The sequence below is a fragment of the Desulfatiglans parachlorophenolica genome (assembly GCF_055394735.1).
Genome location: NZ_AP042460.1, coordinates 3344157 through 3361731, shown reverse-complemented (window position 1 = coordinate 3361731; position 17575 = coordinate 3344157). Strand labels below are relative to the sequence as shown.

The following is a 17575-nucleotide window of genomic DNA, read 5'->3' as shown; positions in this document are numbered from 1 at the left end:
TCACCCTTCGGGCAGGAAGACCCGTCAGTGATCTGGACAGCCCGTGAAGGTTCTTCAGGACTCTGCATTTATGGTGCAGTGAAAAATGGCTTTGAGGGAGGGAGACCGCTGAATGGGTTTATTGGATGGCAAGCTCGCACTTGTGTCGGGGATTACCAATCGCACCAGCATCGCATGGGGGATTGCAGAGGCCTTGCATCGACACGGGGCGCGGATTGTACTGACGTGCCTGGAGGGAAACCTGCGAAGAGTCAGAAAGCTTGCACCGCTGGTGCAGGCCGAGGGGATTCTTCCGTGCGACGTCCGAAACGAGGAAGAGGTCGAGGGGCTTTTTGCCAGGGTTGGCGAACTTTGTGAAGGAAGACTCGATATCCTGGTTCATTCTTTGGCCTATGCAGATTTTGCCGATCTGGGTGAGGCGTTCCTTCAATTGAGGCGGGAAGGTTGGCACACCGCCATCGATGTCAGCGCCTACTCCTTTGTGTCGATGAGCCGCCAGGCCTTCCCTTTGATGAAAGCCTCCGGTGGCGGTTCTATCATGACCCTGACCTATGCAGGCGGAGAGGTGGTGGCACCAGGCTACAATGTGATGGCTGTGGCCAAGGCCGCCTTGGAGATCAGTGTTCTTTATCTGGCGTATGAACTGGGTCCCGAGAAAATCCGTGTCAATGCCATATCGCCGGGCCCCATTGCCACGCCCTCGGCAATGGTCGTAGAGGATTTTGCCGCTGCTCTGAAGCGCTATGAAATAAGGTCGCCGCTTCTGCGTGGCATTACGCTTGAAGATATCGGTGGAACCGCCGTCTATCTGGCTTCCGAGTTGTCGAGCGGGGTCACCGGAACCATCCTGAAGGTTGATGGGGGGATGCACTGTGTCGCCCCCTTTGCGGATGTCCACAAGGCCGTCAGGAGATCGGACAAAGAGGGGCATGGTGTCTGACCGCATGAAAGGGGCTGTCTTGGTCACGGGCGCATCCAGCGGCATCGGGAAAGCGTGCGCCGTGCTTTTCAGCGAGAAGGGGTATCCGGTTTATGCCGGGGTCAGAACCCGCGAAGCGGAGATGCGTCTTGGCAGGGAGACGAAGGGCTCGGTCGAACCGATTCTGCTGGATATTACGCGTCGGGATCACATTCTGAGCGCGGTGAGGCTGATGGAGAAGTTTCCCCGGCATCCGCAGGGGATAAGCGTGTTGGTGAACAATGCCGGGATCGTTCTGGGGGGACCGCTCGAATACCTGCCGCTGCTGCATCTGAGACGGATCCTGGAGGTCAATGTGCTGGGCCAGATCGCGATGATCCAGGCCTTCTTGCCGATGCTGCGTCGATCGGGTGGGCGCATCGTCAATATTGGATCGCCGAGCGGATTTCTGGCTCCACCCTTTCTGGGACCTTATGCAGCCTCCAAGTTTGCCTTGGAGGCGGTGACGGATGCCCTTCGCCGTGAAATGGATGCCTCGGGAGTGCGGGTTTCTCTCATAGAGCCCGGGGCTGTTGAGACCGGCGTATGGGACAAGTCCATGAAGGAGGCCGAGCTGTGGGAGAGAAGTCTTCCCGGGGAGGCTAAACAACGCTATTCGGGCAGGATGCAAGACGTTTGGGCCCTTATGTCCCGTCTGCGCGAGAGGGCCATGCCCCCGGAGAAAGTGGCGCGGGTTGTGCTGCGTGCCGTTGAGTCCAGACACCCGAAGCCACGCTATTTTGTGGGTATGGACGCCTGGTTTCAGTGCGTGCTGGCCCGGTTTTGCCCCGCTTTCCTGACGGACCGGCTGCTGGACGGATGGATGTTTTCGAGATCCTGAAAATGAGCGGAAGGCTGTCGAGGGTTTGATTCCTCGTCGGGTGCCGGTTTTATGCAGGAGGCGCGGTATGGATTTCCTGAAAGGGAGGCAGAGGAGTCTTCCGCGGGGAGGAATATAGGAGGTAGGGTGAGAGACGCCAATCTTGTTTGTCCCCACTGCAAAAGGATGGGCGGGATCCTGCTCGATCCGGCGGCGGATCATATCCGCCAGGCAGTCTGCAGCATCTGCAGCCGGGAGTTGCCTGTAGTGGACGGTATTCCTGACTTTGCTCCACACGTGCCTATGGAGGATCCCGAACTCAGAACGGTTCAAAAAATGAACAGTTCTCCGGTGTTTGCCCGACTGTATGAATCTCTTATATGGCGGGGGTTTTTGACCCGCCTGGGTGCCGGTTTGAGCATGGGTCAGGAGGTTCGAGAGGTGCTGGAGGCCGGAGGCCTGCAGGCGCCGGCGACTATAGCGGATCTGGCTTGCGGGACCGGGCATTACGCCCGTGCTTACCGGACGGCCTATCCGGATGCCCGTGTTTATGGTCTGGATGTGTCCATGGCCATGCTGGTCAAGGCAAAAATCAAGGCGCGGCAAAGCGGCTGCGACGGGATATCCTTTCTTCGGGGGGACCTTTACGGGATCCCCTTCGGGGACGGCACCATGGATCTGCTGAACTGTTGCGGCGTGCTTCACCTCTTTTCAGATCTTGAGCCGGTGTGGAGGGAGGTGGAGAGGGTCCTCAGGCCCGGTGGCGTTTTCACGGGATGGACCTTGATTGCCCTTCCTCGATGGGGGGAGCGCAGGTTTCAGGAGAGGCTGATGAAACGGAGGGAAGCGACTTTTTTCCAACCGTCCCGCATGGAACTGGATTTCGAGCGCGCCGGTCTGTCACGATTCAAATGGGCCAAGAGGCGTGCCTGGCTGATTTTCCGTGTGCAGAAGCCGGATTGGGAAGCGGGTCGCGCTGGATGATCATTTCGGGAGGACACTGAACGATATGGACCGTCAGGTATTTCTGCGTATCATGCCTTTATATCGGCGGAGGGCGTTTCCGTAAAGGTTTTTTCGAATCCGAAAATATCGAATACCTCCCGAAACCTTTCCTCGATGATCTTGGAGGAAAGACCGAATTGCTCTAAAGAGTATTGATGTTCGCTCCGAAACGATGCGGCCTTGGATGTTTCACCCTTCAAAATTTCAGCTAAACCGGGCGTCAATGGCCATTCAATCTGCCGGTAGAGCGCACGAACGGTTCGGTCCGGATCGCGAATTAGATCATCGTATACCACAACCGCTTTTTGATTTTTAGGCAGCTTGTCCAATTTTTTGAGTGGATAAAGGTAGTAATCTTTCATCTGTTCGAGAATGAAATTTACAAAGTGTCTGTCCTTGGTCGCTGTTGGAAGTTTTTGATGAACATAATAGAATAGACTCAGATTCGAAGGAACGGATTCGAAAGGGGTCCTTGCTAGATAGATGAATGATGCATCAGTGAAAAAATGTTGTAGAGATTGTATCTTCATACTGAAGCCTGGATTTTTTGACAGGAACCGTTTGCCCTTGCCAAAGACGTACATATGGCGCTGCACGCATTGTTTGTAGAAATTCAGGATTTGGTAGCGCTCGAGCTTCGGAAGTTCGGTGTCGAAATAGATCAGAGGGCGGAATTCTTCCTCAAACGGAAAGAGAAAGATCAGAAAATGCCCTGAGCCAAAGATTCGCACTAGCAGCATTTCGTCTTCCTCCGGGTCGAACAGGCTGGTCCGATGCATGGGGCCCGATAGGAATCGTTCTTCGGCTGCGACTATCCGGCGGTAGGCAGGGTTGCCCCTGCGCCTGTCGATGCGCGCGAGGGCCAAAAAGAACTTTTTTTGCAGGATGGAGGGGGCGAAAAGAATCTCCCACAGGGCCAGAGAGGTGAACCGGTCGTCTTTGAAGAGCAGGCGGTGCAGAAAGGTCGTCCCGCTTCTGGGCGGTCCGACCATGAAGACCGGTTTTTCGATTGGCGTATTCCGGTAGTCCCTGAAAAGGAATTTGTCGAGTGTCAGGCAGATCCGGTTGACGGTTTCCAAAATCAAAATAAGCGGCAGGTCAACGGCCAGGAATCTGATGGATTTTCGATGGGATTGACCTGCGGCCCGGGAGGGTGCGGATCCCAGCCGGCGAAGCACCTGAAGCAGGATTTTGACGCGGAGCATGCTCATCTGATTACCGTTTTTCGGGAATTTAAGGTGAGGATGGATAGGATGGGCTGGACTTGGTTATACTCAGCCATTTTTCTAAATATTTTTCCGATGGCGTTTAACCTAGCCCGTTTCCCTTTGGAAATGGCCTTTTCGGCCAATCTCGGTGTCAATATGCACGTTTGCTTGTGTGGCGATCACCAGGTCGCCTCCGCGCAACCGGTTGATTCCCTTGACATTGGTCAAACCGGGACCCGCCGCGGAGCGGTGGGACTGAGCGGCGAAGCGGTGAAGAAAAATCCTCATTTCCGGATAGGAAACCGGGTTGTGCGGGATGAAGCATTTCGGGATAGATCCTAGCCCATATTCACCGTTTCGACAAGGGGCATCCCTCCGACTGTAGAGAACCTTTTATCATCCATTTGCGTTGCAGCTGATTCGTGTATGACTGATAACCAGCGTGTTTCCCTGTGCGTAAGGGTCGAAGACGGCCTCAGGGGCCATCGCGCACCGCTTTACATGGCTCTACTGGCGGTGATCTTGGGTGCGAGCGCCTTATGGGTGGGTTGGCAATGGGATGACTATGTCCTCCGTTTTTCGATCGACCCTCCTGAGCAATACCTTCAGCAGACCCCCCATCCCCTTCTGATGTTCTCATTTGCCGACGGCGATCCATCCAGGCTCAAAGAAATCATGGACTTGGGGTGGTTGCCCTGGTGGACATCGGAGGACTTCAAGATGGCTTTTTTTCGTCCTCTCACAGCGTTGACGCACTGGATCGATTTCCATTCTTGGCCGGAACATCCTTCTTTGATGCATTTGCAGAGCCTGTTATGGCTGGGCTTGTTGGTCGGAACGGCCGCTTTGGCTTACCGCGGCATCCTTGGATCCGGCGCGCACGCTGCACTGGCGGGGCTGCTTTTTGCGATCGATGATGCGCATGGTGTGCCGGCGGGATGGCTTGCCAACCGCAATGCGCTGGTCGCTTCCCTGTTTGGTTTACTTGCCGTTTTTTTTCATGACCGTTGGAGAAAAAGGGGCAAGGCTTCCTGGCTGCTTTTCTCCTGCATCTCTTTTTCTTTAGGCCTTTTAGGAGGCGAGATGGCGGTTGCGGCCGGGGGATATCTTCTGGCTTATGCGCTTTTCATCGAGAGGGGGGGCTGGAGGAGGCGTCTGGTTTCCTTGCTGCCCTCCGCCGGGATCGGCATCGGCTGGTTCGCCTTCTATCGCTGGATGGGGTTCGGCGCAAAGGGCTCGGCTTGGTATATCGACCCTTCGACTGAAATGGTCGCGTATTCGAAGGCGATCCTTGAAAGAGGGCCTATACTGCTTTTCGGCGAACTGGGTTTTTTGCCCTCCGATCTTTTCACACTGCTCTCTGACAAGGGCGTCATTTTTTTCTGGTTCCTTGCGGCCTCGTTTCTCTGTCTGTTCGGTCTTTTCACCGTTCCGGTTCTACGTTCCGACCGCACCAGCCGTTTTTTCGCTTTGGGAATGATCCTGTCTATCCTGCCCGTCGCGGCCACGTTTCCTTTTGACCGCCTTCTCGTCATGGCGGGGTTTGGCGGTGCGGGTTTGATGGCGCGGATCCTCCTCGATGCATCCGTTCTCATCAGGCGCCGTATTCTGCCGGTTCAAGCGGATGGTCAAAACCGGGTGTTCCTGCCCACCGGGAGGTGGTTTTCCCGGGGATTGAAAGGAATGGTCTGCCTGCTCGTGTTCAGCCACCTGGTGGCTGCACCGCTGATGATGCCGTTACGCGCGCTCAGCCCTGCTCTGCTCGGTGATGTGTTGAAGAAGACCTTCGATGAATTGCCGCTGAACGCCGGTCTGGCCGATCACACGTTGATATTCGTCAACGGTCCTTCGGCTGCCATTGGGGGGTTCCTTCTGCCTATGTTCATCATGGGGCAAGGGAAAGCGGCGCCCGACGGTACACATGTGCTGGCACCGAGCATCCACGGAATCGAACTGACCCGATTGGATCCACGGACCCTCGCGATCATACCCGATCATGGTTTTCTGGATAGCCCCGACGATGATGGCGCCGCGGGAGGGCCCTCTTCCGCTCTTCTGAGTCCGGCCTATATGCTTCAGCGCATGGATATGGGCCGGCGGTCATTCCGCCCGGGGGAACGGATCGATATCCCCACTTTCGGTGTGGAGGTGAAGGATGTAACGCCGGACGGTCGGCCTTCGATCGTATATTTTCGTTTTCGGGTCCCTCTCGAGGATGAATCCCTTAGATGGTTCGAATGGCGGGGACGGGGGTATGTTCCCTTCGTTCCTCCCGGCATCGGTGAAACCATCCGACTTCCCCCACCCTTCGGACCGAACGGATCCGAGCGTTGAGGGAGGAAGCCGCGGCGCTCTTCGATGCTCGTGCGAACCTCGCCCGGGCATCTTCCGTGGTCCGCTGTTTATAAGGGTTCCCATCTGAAAATGGACGCGTTTGGGGCCGTGCGGATCTTGGGCTGGTGCTGTTCCTGGAGTGGCGGAACGTTCTTAGCAGGTCTCGAGCCGCTGGATGATGTCAAACAGCAACGCCGATGCCTCCTTTTTGTCCATCACGAATTCCCTGAAAGACAGCGAGAAAAACATCGTGTTGCCAAAGCTTTGGACCTCCACCGTGCGGCGGCCGGCGAACAGGTTCTCCATCGTCCAAATAGCGCTCACGCGGTAGGAACCGTAGGCATCTTTTACCGCTAACCGGCCGATATTGCCGATAGTGAAGTCGTATCGGGCCGGGCGGGTCCCAAAGCGAGCGAGGGTTGGTGCGAGGTAGTCATCCGGGATGCTTGCGAGGACAGCAGACACCAGCAGGTGAAGGGTGAAAAGCTTGTTTTTGACCAGCCTGCGTTGGAGCTTTTCGTCGATCTTCCTGGCGGTTTGCCAGAAATCCTGATCTGGAGAGCGGTAGATATGGGCGTTGATGCGCGACAGGGAAAGCCCTAACTCGTTGGTTAGAGGGGGGGGGATAACCATGGTCTCATGTTGACTGGGCTGGCAAATCCGAGCTTTCTGAGATTTTTGCCTCGGAGACGTTTTGCCAGCGCCAGCAAACAGGCTGCAGAGATGGCCGAAAGGGTCGTACCCTTCTGGCTTTGCAGCTCGAGAGCAGCTTTTCTGCTCTCTCAGGAGGAATACTGGCGTGTATGACTCGAAAGTTGCGCGGGGAGCGTTCTTCTAAATCATGCCGGCTGGGAGGTTTTGGCGAAGGATTTATCCGACGACGCGCACCGAGCCATAGCCGGTAAAAGGGGGCAAAGAACCTGACAGCATTCAAACACAATGCCGTCCCAACATGTCTGGATGCTTCGGGAGGGACCAGATCATCGAAAGTAGGTGGAAAATCGGCCGTGAACGCGCCAGACAATGACCTCATTCAGCGGAAGCTTTTGCCCTGCCAGGTATACTGTGTGTTCGAGGGGACTCGATTTCCTGTGCATACTCAACTCGTGTCCATCCGGAAATGATTTCCCGGCACTACCCAGTTTCCAATCCGGAAATGAGGATTTTTTGTCAATATCAAGGAAATCAAGCGTTTGCGCGGAGGCGACCTGTAGGTCGCCGCACAAGCAAACGTGCAGATTGACGCCGAGATTGGCAAAAAAGACCATTTCCGGATGGAAACTAACTCGATCCTTTCACGTTCGGATCAGATATGAAGGGTTTTATCATCGGCGTCAATGCCGAAAAAATTGACGCATGCGGATTGGTCCCCGGACCGAAAATGGGGATTTTTCACCGAAATCAAGAGGTGTCGAGGCCTTTATTGGATCGGCCTGAGTATTCCCGAAAAAAAGCTCCCGCAAATAGACGCCGGGGTTCGTCAATGTCCATCAGGAAAGAAAAGGTTCAGCACGACCGAGTTTTCGATCCGGAAATGAGGATTCTTGGCCAAAAAGAGCCTTTCCGTATGGATCTAGTCAGAAACACCTTTGCCCAATGGAGAGAAATCTTGATTGGCTATGGTAGACATGTGGCCTGCGATGGTCAAGGCAATTGGTGCAGATGGAATCTCTGTGGTTGGGAAGGAAAGGAAATGGAGAGGGAGATTGGACCTATTCTTGAAAAATAATTTGGGGAAAAAAGTGCTTGTCACCGGTACTTCCACCGGGATCGGCCGTTGTGTGGCACACGCCTTGACAGAAAGCGGTTTCACGGTCTTTGCCGGGGTGAGGACGGATGCGGACCAGAAGGCGCTCCTGCAGACGCAGCCGGACTGTGGCAGGCTGCATACGCTTTTGCTTGACATCACGGACAATGAGCAGGTTCAGGCGGCTGTTGCCATGACGGAAGAACTCGTGGCCAAAGACGGCCTCTTCGCGCTGGTGAACAATGCCGGCATCAGTGTTCCCGGAGCGGTGGAATGTGTTCCACTCGATGAATTCAGACGGACGTTCGAGGTGAATCTGATCGGACAGCTCCGGGTTATCCAGGCCTTTCTGCCGCTCATTCGGAGAGGAAAAGGCCGAATTATACAGGTAAGTTCTGCCCTGGGTCGTCTTGCGATGCCGCTTTCAGGACCATATGCATCCTCCAAATATGCCCTGGAAGGCATGACGGATGCCTTGCGCCGCGAGCTGAGGCCATGGGGTATCCGGGTGTCCTTGATTGAACCGGGATCGGTCCGCTCAGCGATCTGGGACAAAATCGATGCGCAGGTCGAGGCCATCCAAAGTTCTCTGCCGGGGCAAATGCAAAAAATTTACGCCCCGTTGGCTGCACCTATGACGTCTATATGGAAGGAGGCGGAGCTGCGAGCTGTTTCTCCCGGGGTTGCAGCGCGGGCGGTTCTGCATGCCCTCAATTCACGACATCCCCGCACGCGCTATCTGGTCGGACGGGATGCCTGCGCGGTTGCAGCTCTTTCGATGTTGGTTCCGGCCCGGGTCATGGACAGGATCTTGAAAGGGTTTCTAAACAGGATACGTTCTTCAGCGCGCTGATTTCAGCGTGTCGCGGCGGCACGATAGACCTCCGGCAGGGTTTATGGCCCCGTCCAGAATTCCCCCATGAGTATCGCGCTGATTCCGAAAAAGACAGGATGGTTGACTTCCGAGTAGCCGATCCTGAAAAAACCCTCCTCCCCCCAATCTGTGCCCCAGCTGTTTTTGGCGACGAAGCATCGATCCGCATCATCCCAGCCGATGATCTGGATGGCGTGGCCCCCCTGCAGGTCTCCGGTGGTGTAGGTGTACACTCCGCTTTCGTAATGGTAAAAATCCTCATAGACGTAGAAACCTGCCGCAACAGGTGCCTGATAGACAGCAGCTTTCAGTGCATCGACGGTATGCGCGACGCCGACCCACCCGAGCGTGCCGGAGCGCGCCGTGCGCCATTCAGGGCATGGAGGGGGCCATTTGAAATCGTTTTCGCGGTAGGGCATGCAGTCTTCATCGACGGTTCCAATCCGCTTTAAAAAGATTGCCGAGGTCCAGAGCGAGCCGCCCCTGCATCCCTTGTCGAGGGGGGAGTAGGAAACGAGGAACTGCTCGGAAAAATCGGGTGCCGTCATTCCCTGCATGAGCGCGATGGATTCGAGAGTGGCCACCATGGAAAAGGCCCAGCAACTACCACAATTTCCCTGATCTTTGACAGGGCTGACTGCCCTTGCCTCACGCCAGTCGAAACGCTCAGGGAGCGTCTCCAACCAGTTGGTGAAAGGGGGAAGACCGCCCATATCCTGGTCAACGGCAAAACCAAGCCGGCTCAATCTTTCGCTGTTGCTGAGCCTGGTGATTGAATTGGGGCCGGCCTTCCAGCGGGCATTCCGTGACGCGATGGCCTCCTGGATGCCGGGCAGGTCAAGGGCCAGTGCGGGCAGGCTTCCGGCAAGGATCAGGAAGGCGCAAAGAGCCCAACAGTTCAGCCTCGCTTTGATACGTCTCATCATGCCCTCACGGAAAAGATGCCTGATTTGGAATATGCTTTAGCTATTAAAATGATACATCTTTTGTGGGAAAGCGCAAGGAAAAGCCGGGGAAAGTTAGTGTTGGTATCCCTATTGCCCTGCAAGCCGCTTCCGGATGGATACTCCCAGTGTTTACCCGGAAATGGTTTCCCGGTACAATCCAGTTTCCAATCCGGAAATGATGTTATCGTGTTCTAGCTTGTATCCATCCGGAAATGATTTCGCGGTAGAACTCAGTTTCCGATCCGGAAATGAGGATTTTTCTTCACCGCTTCGCCGCGCAGTTCCACCGCTCAGCGACGGGTCCCGGTTTGGCCAATATCAAGGAAATCAAACGCTTGCGCGGAGGCGACCTGGTGGTCGCCGCACAAGCAAACGTGAAGATTGACGCCGAGATTGGCCAAAAAGACCATTTCCGGATGGAATCTGCTCCTGGCAGGGTCTGGATCAAAATGGGTTGAGGGGGTGAAAGGACCCATCGCTATAAAAGAAAAACAGTTTGTCAGGGTTTTTAATCTCAGATTGGAAACGAAAGATGAACTGTCTCACGCCCCGAAGCCCGCGGGGTCCGGATGCGACGATTTCGGAGAGGGTAATCGTGTAGTCATCCGTTTTGAAAATGTTGCCGGCCTGGATGGTGCTTCGTTCAGTGGCTCCCATGGCGAAGGCCCCGCCCACAGCTGCGTAAGGACGTTCTATAGCGGTGATTTCAAGTGTGTAAGGGTCCAATTGGCGTATGCGGGAAGGCGTTCCGGCTCTCCGCCACTCCTGAGGGTGTACTGAAAGAAAATACAGTTTGAATGGATGTTCGGGCCAGAGCATCTCGAATCCAGCCTTGGGTGGGCCTGAGATGAAAGGAGAATCGATCAGATAGACCTTTTTTGCCGGGGGATGGGACTGCACCACGCCGGCTATCTGATAGAGCAGCCGTTTGGCATGCAGGGATCCCGATATATATAGCGCGTTCCCGACTTGGAGCGCCAGTGCGAAACTGATCAACAGGCCGTAGCAGAGGCGCTTGCGCCCCTTGCCGTGAGATGGATCGAGGACACGCCCGGGGATTGAAAGAATTTCCCATAGAATGAGGTAGAACAGCGTTACACCGGCCAGAGAGAAATAGAAATAGATCGGTGCGATCAGAATCGGTGCAGTGGGCAGCATGGGAAGAACCGCCCAGCACAGGGCAAACAAGGCTGCACGTCGAATCTGGTTATCCGGCTGTTGGCGAAGGATGAAAAACAGCTTCAGAGCGATCACGATCGCTCCCCCTGCGAGAAGCACCAGGATGAGGGGCTTTTGCTGGAGGATCATTTCGGCAGGGAAAACAAGGGGAAAATGCAAAAACAAATCATAAAATACCGCCGTCGCTTTTGCAAGGGCCCACAGGGCAAAGCCTGGTTCATCGAGGCTGTGATAATAGATGGATGACGGAGGAACCGGGAATCCATCCAGGATCTTGGCGCGTGCCGTCAAATAGGAGATCAGGAGAAGATAGTGGGGTAGAAGCCAAAGAAATGAGAAGTGGCGCCGGTTGGGACGAAATGTCCATGCCGCGGTCAGCAGGAGCGGCAAAACTACAGCCGTTTCTTTGGACAACAGCGCGAAAAGGCCTGCCGTCACTGAAAGGATGTAGTCCGTGAACCTGCGAGTACGGTCGAAGCGAAGAAAAGCCCACAGGGAAACCATGATTCCCAGGGCTGCCAGTATTTCGGTTCGTCCGGAGATCCACGCCACGCTCATGCCGTGATATGGCATGAGTCCATAAAATGCAGCTCCAAAAAGGGCCAGGGTGTCTTTCGAGGGGAGCCATTCGCGCAGAATACCGAACAGGGATCCTACAACCATGAGATGGAGCAGGATATTGGTCAGATGGTAGCCCCATGCTTTCAATCCCCAGACGGCGTGGTCCAAGAGGAGAGATAAGACAAACACCGGTCTGAAATAATGGAGGGTGAATTGGGAGAGGAAGGGAGGCGTCCAACCGTCCTGAAAACAATAGTTGTCGATCAAAAAACCTTGGGTGATATTATTTAGAGACCACCCGCCTCTTAACGCATTGTTAAGGTTGTAAAAATCATCGGCAAGAAAGAACCCGAACAGGGATGCGGCATGTCCTATCCCTACCAGGAGGAGAACGCCCGCCAGTTTCAAGCGAATTGGAGAGCGGTTCAATGGGGGAGAGAGCCTGGATGTCAGCATGAAACGATTCTGGAAAAGTGTCCTCGCTCCGCGCCTGGCCCTCCCCTTGGATACATTGCAGCCCTTGCGAGTTTCCCGGGTTGGCTGAAAGCGCTTCGTCTTTCAATGGTCGGCGTCGCTGTTTTACAGTCGGAGAAGGAGATGGCTCTGTTATTATCAATGCAGTAAGACATTATGAAACCTTGCATAGTATTTCAAAAAATAAGTCTGCTTTATCCTGCAGGGAATCGTTTCGCTGCTTTTCCATGACTTCGAAGAAAAGGCCGTTTCATGGCAGCGTCAATCCGGAAATGATTGTTCAGCACGGGCCGGAACGGCATGGAAATCACCCGATGGACAGCCTCTTGAACAGAAACTCCGGGATGGATTGAATGATCAGCATGATCCAGCGCCAATACCATTTGGTATAGACGATAGAACGTCCCTTTTTGTAAGCTCGGTAGATGTCGTTGGCGACCTCGTCGGTGCTGGCGGTCAACAGGCCTGGCAGATGCATGTGCTCCGTCATTTTGGTATCGACAAAGCCCGCCAGGACAGTTGTAACCTGAATGTGCTTCTTGCACAGTCTGTTTCGCAGACCGCTCAGATACAGGGTGACGGCCCCTTTCGCAGATCCATAAATGTAATTGCTGGCACGCCCCCTTTCTCCGGCGACCGAGCTTATCCCGATGATAAAACCGCGGTGGCGGGTTTCCATGTCTGCGGCTGCGATCTCGAGCAGGCTGACGGTGCCCAGGTAGTTCGTTTCGATGATCTTGCGCGCCTCCTGAAAGTCGTGCTGTGCCCGATCCTGCTCCCCCATATACCCGAACGCGGCGACGACGCCATCGGGCTTTGGTTCCAGATTTTTATAGAAGGCGGCGTGCGTGTCAAAATCGATGGCATCCAGCGGGAAGATTTCGGCGGTGACTTCATAGCGGTTGGCTAGGTCCAATGCCTGTTCCTCAAGCTGTTCCCTGTCCCTCGAAGCGAGATAGAAATCCGCCTTTTCCTCTTTGGCGAATGTCCTTGCGAGAGCGCGGGCGATGTCGGAATTGGCCCCCAAGATAAGGATATGCATGATCAGATCCCCAGACGTTTGGATTGCAGTGAATGGAATTTGCGGTTCATGCCGTAGCGTTCTCTCAACGCCCGGAAGCGGTCACAATTTTGGTACCCGGCTTGGAATACGTGCCGTGGCATACGCACATCTTTGCTCAGATACAGCCTGCCGCCGTGATCGAGGACGATGCGGTCCAGCTTTTCCAAAAAAGGAAAAAGCTTCTGTTCGATCTTGAAATCGAGCGCCAGGGTGTATCCTTCTATCGGAAAGGAGAGCATATTCGTGTTGGCAGGTCCAAGCAGCTTGAGTACGGCAAGGAACGAGCCGAGTCCTTCCTCTGCCGTTCTGTCCAGGATGGCTTTCAGTCCTTTCTTGCCGGTTTCCTTTGGCAGAACACACTGGTACTGGGTAAAACCGATCGATCCGTACAGACGGTTCCAGTTGTCGATCGAATCCAGAGGGTAAAAGAAGGCGTCGAAGCCGACGATCTTTTCGGTGGTTTGGGCGGGGCACTGATCGAAATAGTAGTGATTGAAGGTGGACACGGACAATCTGTTCATAAGGAAAGCCGGTATGGGAAAAGGCAGGGAACGTGTGCGCGGCTGCCGCACAGGTTTTTCAGCGTCCTCTCCGAGTGCATGTTCGCCGCACATGAGGATCGAGCGTCCCTGGCTGCGGCCCCGTGCGAGGCAATCGAGCCATGCCACCGAGTAGGTCGCGTTCCGGTTTTTGTCGAATCCTTCGAGAATGTCTTCAAGGCTGCTGCAACGAAACCGTTTCTCTGCGATATTGGGGCCAGGCACACGCTGGAGTTGCAGGGTGGCTTCCAGTATGACGCCCGTCAGACCCATCCCCCCGCAGGTCGCATGAAACAGTTCGGAATTCTCGGTACGGCTGCACGTCAAGATTTCACCACTTGGAATCAGCAGGCTGAAGGAAAGCACCCCTTGACTGAAACAGCCCTGAATGTGGTGGTTTTTGCCATGGACATCGCTCGCGATGGCTCCCCCTACGCTGATGGCCTTGGTCCCGGGGGTGACCTTCAAAAACCATTGCCGTGGGAGGAAAGCCTGAATGATTTCTGCGAGGGTCATGCCGCTCTGGCAGGTGACGATCCCACTGCCGGGATTGAAATCGAGGACTCTGTCGAATCGGTTCGTCAGCAGCACCTGGGAAGCCAGGGCGCTGTCGCCGTAGCTCCTTCCGCGGGCGAAGACAATACCACCCTCGAGGCGGTCCAGCTGATCCATCAGCTGCCTCCGGCTGTTGAACCGGAACGCCTGGCATTCGATGCGGGGGAATCTTCCCCATCCCGAAACCTTTTTCACGCATACCCCCAAGATGGCGATTTTTACCGGATGTGCGCTCGTTTTTCCAGCGGAAACGGTTTTTTCCCACATCTGCGGCTGACTTCGCCAGGCTGCTTAGCATCCATCCGGAAATGATTTCCCGGTAGAACCCAGTTTCCAATCCGGAAATGAGGATTTTTCTTTACACGCTGCGCGTGCTCAGTCCCACCGCTTCGCGGCGGGTCCCGGTTTGGCGAATATCAAGGAAATCAAGTATTTGCGCGGAGGCGACCTGGTGGTCGCCGCACAAACAAACGTGCAGATTGACGCCGAGATTGGGCAAAAAGACCATTTCCGGATGGAAACTGCTCAACGGATGCGCACACCTGTTTTTATTTTGGCAGGTGCAGTCGAAAAAAGCCAGATCCGATTTGGAAAACCATCCCCGCATGGGATCTTCCTGAATAAACCGGGGCGTGATGCGATTGGAGATCGCTGCGACTGCCAAAAGGCTTGAACGCTGCCTATCGGGCCTTGTAAAGGCCTTGGGATTTGCATTCTCAGGGTGATCGGCGAATTGAAAGAGCATGAACGAGCGTGTCACCTTACGGGAAATGTGTTTGCAACGTGTAATCAATGGCCGGTCAATACCTTGGATCCACCGCCATAGATCAACCAGTAAAAGGTGAAGATCCATCCGGAAATCACAATCCACAGAAAGTAGTCATGCAGCAGAATCGAAGTTGGTGCGCCGCCTTTTTTATGGACAAAGACGATCTGCATATAACGCAGAATTCCAAGAAGAACCCAGAAGGCTGTTAAATAAAGGTTTGCTGTATTGTATTTCTGCACGACTTCATTCGATACGCAGTATAGGATATATGAAACAACGACAACCGATGACATAAGTACCATGCTTAGGGAAATAAAATCCTGATTATATCCGCTCAGCGATTTCCTTATTTTTACTGATGAATCAGCAATCAGTAGGTCATCTCTTCGTTTCCCTAACGCTATCAAAATTGCAAGCAGAAAGGTCATGATGATGATCCAATGACTGACGGGAACACTTGATGCAGTAGCGCCCGCAACTACCCTCAAAACGAACCCGGTTGCGATGCAGAATATATCAATGATTGCAATGTTTTTTAGGTAGATAGAATAAAAAATATTGATAATGATATAGCATGCAATAATTAGTAAAAAAGGATATGGTAGAATCAATATTGATAATGAAAAGGAAATAAATATAAGTATAAAAAAAATGAAACAGGCTTCAGCGCTACTCAGTATGCCTTTCGCTAAAGGTCTTTCCCTTTTTACAGGATGGCTTCTATCGGATTCACGATCGATGATGTCATTTAGTACATAAACACTGCTTGCTACCAGGCAAAAAATAACAAAGGCATAGAATGTGTTTTGGATCGCAGTAAAATCGTTGAGTTTGTGAGCGAAAAAGACAGGAAGCCAGATAAAGCCGTTTTTCAGATATTGGTGCGGTCTCAGCAGGTGGATGATAGCCTTTGATTTCTGCAAGAGAAGGTTCCTTTCCGAATTCTTGTGCAGGGTGACCGGGAATCGTTCATAAAGAGTTTCCATCCGGAAATGGTCTTTTTTGCCAATCTCGGCGGCAATCAAAAATTCTTACCCCTACTCCGGGCAGGCAGCGCGTTTCCGAAAATCGCGCCCAGTGCCTGACGGCCTGACGCCTGCTTTGCAGCAGTTTGTCATGGGATGCATTCGCGGGTGGTCGTTTTCCCTCGGGGCTATCCTTGTATCCATCCGGAAATGATTTCGCGGTAGAACTCAGTTTCCGATCCGGAAATGAGGATTTTTCTTCACCGCTTCGCCGCTCAGTCCCACCGCTACGCGGCGGGTCCCGGTTTGGCCAATATCAAGGAAATCAAGCGTTTGTGCGGAGGCGACCTGGTGGTCGCCGCACAAGCAAACGTGCAGATTGACGCCGAGATTGGCCAAAAAGACCATTTCCGGATGGAAACTATCCTTACATATCCGATCGAGGAGATGAATGTCAAAGGCAGAACGATCTGCGCTTGCATGCCGCATCGCTTTTAGGGTATTTTCGGCGGCGAATGTTGCAGCCGTCCTTTCAGATCGTGGATTGTCCCGTTGAAGAGGTTTTTCGGGGCGGGGGTACCTGAAAAGGCGGGACTCTCGGTGTTTTGATGGGGTCGGCGATGTCCCGGCGGAGGCTTGTGGTCTTTTCCCGTTCGGGCTATTGACGGATCGCTGCGGAGAGAGGTCGGTGGAAGCGCTGCCGCAAGGAAATCAGGAGGTGTGAGGTGTCGGAAACCAAGTCGATCAGGATCGAAAGGCATCGTCATGTGGCATGGTTGATCATGGACAGGCCCGAAAAACGCAATGCGCTGGGGGCTGGATTTTTTGACGAGCTCGAGGAAACAGTGTGTGAGCTGGATCGCGATCCCGACGTCAGGGTGGTGGTCATACGCGCCGAGGGCAGGAGCTTTACGGCGGGGATCGATCTGGCGGATCTTTCGGGCATGCTGCAGGGTGGCGGGGCGTACGACCGTGAGGCCGTGCGCCGGATCATCGTCCATTTCCAGGAAAGCATCTCGTCGATCGAGCGCTCCCGCAAACCTTACATTGCGGCGATGCACGGCCATTGTATCGGCGGCGGGGTGGATCTCGCCTGCGCGTGCGATATCCGTATGGCCAGCCGGGATGCCGTTTTTTCGATTCGGGAGACCCGCATGGGCATTATCGCCGATCTGGGCACGCTGCAGCGGTTCCCATCCATCGTCGGCCGGGGCTGGTTCATGGATGCAGCTTTGACCGGAGGGGATTTCACCGCGGAGGAGGCCCTCCGGATGGGTTTTATCACCCGTCTGTGCGATGAGCAGGGGGGCCTTATCGAGGAGGCCTCCCGACTGGCCCAGCGTATTGCCGATCTGCCGCCTTTGGCAGTCCAAGGGGTTAAGGACGTGGCGCTTCACAGCAGGGATTTCGGCGTCCATTCCGGATTGCAGTATGTGGCGCAGAAAAATGCGGCCCAACTGCCCTCTGAAGACCTCATGGAAGCCATCCGGGCCTTCAGAGAGAAGCGACCGCCGCAGTTCAAAGGCAGGTGAGAGGGGCAATCTGACACAGAGAAGCACACCTGCCCCGGGCCCGGC

18 protein-coding genes are annotated in these 17575 nt (G+C 54.4%); 8 read left to right on the top strand and 10 right to left on the bottom strand.

Translation table 11 applies throughout. The features are described from left to right. Positions 1 to 112 precede the first annotated feature (112 nt). The 3 genes from ACZ500_RS15755 to ACZ500_RS15745 all read left to right on the top strand — a co-directional run bounded on the left by ACZ500_RS15755 (position 113) and on the right by ACZ500_RS15745 (position 2762). On the top strand, positions 113 to 940 hold the full coding sequence (locus ACZ500_RS15755; RefSeq protein ID WP_464228322.1) for an enoyl-ACP reductase FabI: 828 nt from the start codon (positions 113 to 115) through the stop codon (positions 938 to 940). Then, positions 933 to 1799, top strand: coding sequence for an SDR family oxidoreductase (locus tag ACZ500_RS15750; RefSeq protein ID WP_464228320.1), 867 nt, complete (start codon positions 933 to 935; stop codon positions 1797 to 1799). Before ACZ500_RS15755 ends, ACZ500_RS15750 begins: the two co-directional genes overlap by 8 nt. Positions 1800 to 1925: 126 nt before the next feature. Next, positions 1926 to 2762: a methyltransferase domain-containing protein gene (locus ACZ500_RS15745; RefSeq protein ID WP_464228319.1), complete on the top strand. Its 837-nt coding sequence runs from the start codon at positions 1926 to 1928 to the stop codon at positions 2760 to 2762. A 50-nt stretch (positions 2763 to 2812) separates the two neighbouring features. Here the strand turns inward: ACZ500_RS15745 and ACZ500_RS15740 are convergent, their stop codons facing one another. Then, positions 2813 to 3775, bottom strand: coding sequence for a sulfotransferase (locus ACZ500_RS15740; protein WP_464233066.1), 963 nt, complete (start codon positions 3773 to 3775; stop codon positions 2813 to 2815). 342 nt (positions 3776 to 4117) lie between these two features. Here ACZ500_RS15740 and ACZ500_RS15735 point away from each other — a divergent pair, with 342 nt between their 5' ends. Continuing rightward, positions 4118 to 4333 carry a hypothetical protein gene (locus tag ACZ500_RS15735; RefSeq protein ID WP_464228318.1) on the top strand — a complete coding sequence of 72 codons (216 nt, stop codon included), beginning with the start codon at positions 4118 to 4120 and terminating at the stop codon, positions 4331 to 4333. Between the two features lie 84 nt (positions 4334 to 4417). After that, positions 4418 to 6325: a hypothetical protein gene (locus tag ACZ500_RS15730; RefSeq protein WP_464228317.1), complete on the top strand. Its 1908-nt coding sequence runs from the start codon at positions 4418 to 4420 to the stop codon at positions 6323 to 6325. A 153-nt stretch (positions 6326 to 6478) separates the two neighbouring features. On the opposite strand, the gene ACZ500_RS15725 is transcribed toward ACZ500_RS15730, so the two are convergent. Together ACZ500_RS15725 and ACZ500_RS15720 are read right to left on the bottom strand one after the other, a co-directional pair. Continuing rightward, positions 6479 to 6958, bottom strand: coding sequence for a hypothetical protein (locus ACZ500_RS15725; RefSeq protein WP_464228316.1), 480 nt, complete (start codon positions 6956 to 6958; stop codon positions 6479 to 6481). A 347-nt stretch (positions 6959 to 7305) separates the two neighbouring features. After that, positions 7306 to 7593, bottom strand: a complete 288-nt coding sequence (locus ACZ500_RS15720; protein ID WP_464228315.1) for a hypothetical protein — start codon at positions 7591 to 7593, stop codon at positions 7306 to 7308. A gap of 44 nt (positions 7594 to 7637) precedes the next feature. On the opposite strand from ACZ500_RS15720, the gene ACZ500_RS15715 reads away from it, so the two are divergent. Then, positions 7638 to 8054, top strand: coding sequence for a hypothetical protein (locus ACZ500_RS15715; RefSeq protein ID WP_464228314.1), 417 nt, complete (start codon positions 7638 to 7640; stop codon positions 8052 to 8054). Next, the gene (locus ACZ500_RS15710) at positions 8044 to 8925 is read left to right on the top strand and encodes an SDR family oxidoreductase (protein ID WP_464228313.1); all 882 of its coding nucleotides are present in this window, start codon (positions 8044 to 8046) and stop codon (positions 8923 to 8925) included. The genes ACZ500_RS15715 and ACZ500_RS15710 overlap by 11 nt, the downstream gene beginning before the upstream one ends. A gap of 41 nt (positions 8926 to 8966) precedes the next feature. Here the strand turns inward: ACZ500_RS15710 and ACZ500_RS15705 are convergent, their stop codons facing one another. The 7 genes from ACZ500_RS15705 to ACZ500_RS15675 all read right to left on the bottom strand — a co-directional run bounded on the left by ACZ500_RS15705 (position 8967) and on the right by ACZ500_RS15675 (position 16406). Beyond that, positions 8967 to 9869: a C1 family peptidase gene (locus tag ACZ500_RS15705; protein ID WP_464228311.1), complete on the bottom strand. Its 903-nt coding sequence runs from the start codon at positions 9867 to 9869 to the stop codon at positions 8967 to 8969. A gap of 468 nt (positions 9870 to 10337) precedes the next feature. Further along, complete coding sequence (locus ACZ500_RS15700; protein WP_464228310.1) at positions 10338 to 12089, bottom strand: hypothetical protein; 1752 nt, start codon at positions 12087 to 12089, stop codon at positions 10338 to 10340. Positions 12090 to 12414: 325 nt separating this feature from the next. After that, the gene (locus ACZ500_RS15695) at positions 12415 to 13149 is read right to left on the bottom strand and encodes an SDR family oxidoreductase (RefSeq protein WP_464228309.1); all 735 of its coding nucleotides are present in this window, start codon (positions 13147 to 13149) and stop codon (positions 12415 to 12417) included. 2 nt (positions 13150 to 13151) lie between these two features. Continuing rightward, positions 13152 to 14381: an FAD-binding oxidoreductase gene (locus ACZ500_RS15690; RefSeq protein ID WP_464228308.1), complete on the bottom strand. Its 1230-nt coding sequence runs from the start codon at positions 14379 to 14381 to the stop codon at positions 13152 to 13154. 241 nt (positions 14382 to 14622) lie between these two features. After that, complete coding sequence (locus ACZ500_RS15685) at positions 14623 to 14772, bottom strand: hypothetical protein (RefSeq protein WP_464228307.1); 150 nt, start codon at positions 14770 to 14772, stop codon at positions 14623 to 14625. A gap of 281 nt (positions 14773 to 15053) precedes the next feature. Beyond that, positions 15054 to 16019: a decaprenyl-phosphate phosphoribosyltransferase gene (locus tag ACZ500_RS15680; protein ID WP_464228306.1), complete on the bottom strand. Its 966-nt coding sequence runs from the start codon at positions 16017 to 16019 to the stop codon at positions 15054 to 15056. A gap of 207 nt (positions 16020 to 16226) precedes the next feature. Then, entirely contained in the window at positions 16227 to 16406 is a 180-nt protein-coding gene (locus tag ACZ500_RS15675) for a hypothetical protein (RefSeq protein WP_464228305.1), read from the bottom strand. A 317-nt stretch (positions 16407 to 16723) separates the two neighbouring features. On the opposite strand from ACZ500_RS15675, the gene ACZ500_RS15670 reads away from it, so the two are divergent. Beyond that, the gene (locus ACZ500_RS15670) at positions 16724 to 17530 is read left to right on the top strand and encodes an enoyl-CoA hydratase-related protein (protein ID WP_464228304.1); all 807 of its coding nucleotides are present in this window, start codon (positions 16724 to 16726) and stop codon (positions 17528 to 17530) included. Positions 17531 to 17575 lie beyond the last annotated feature (45 nt).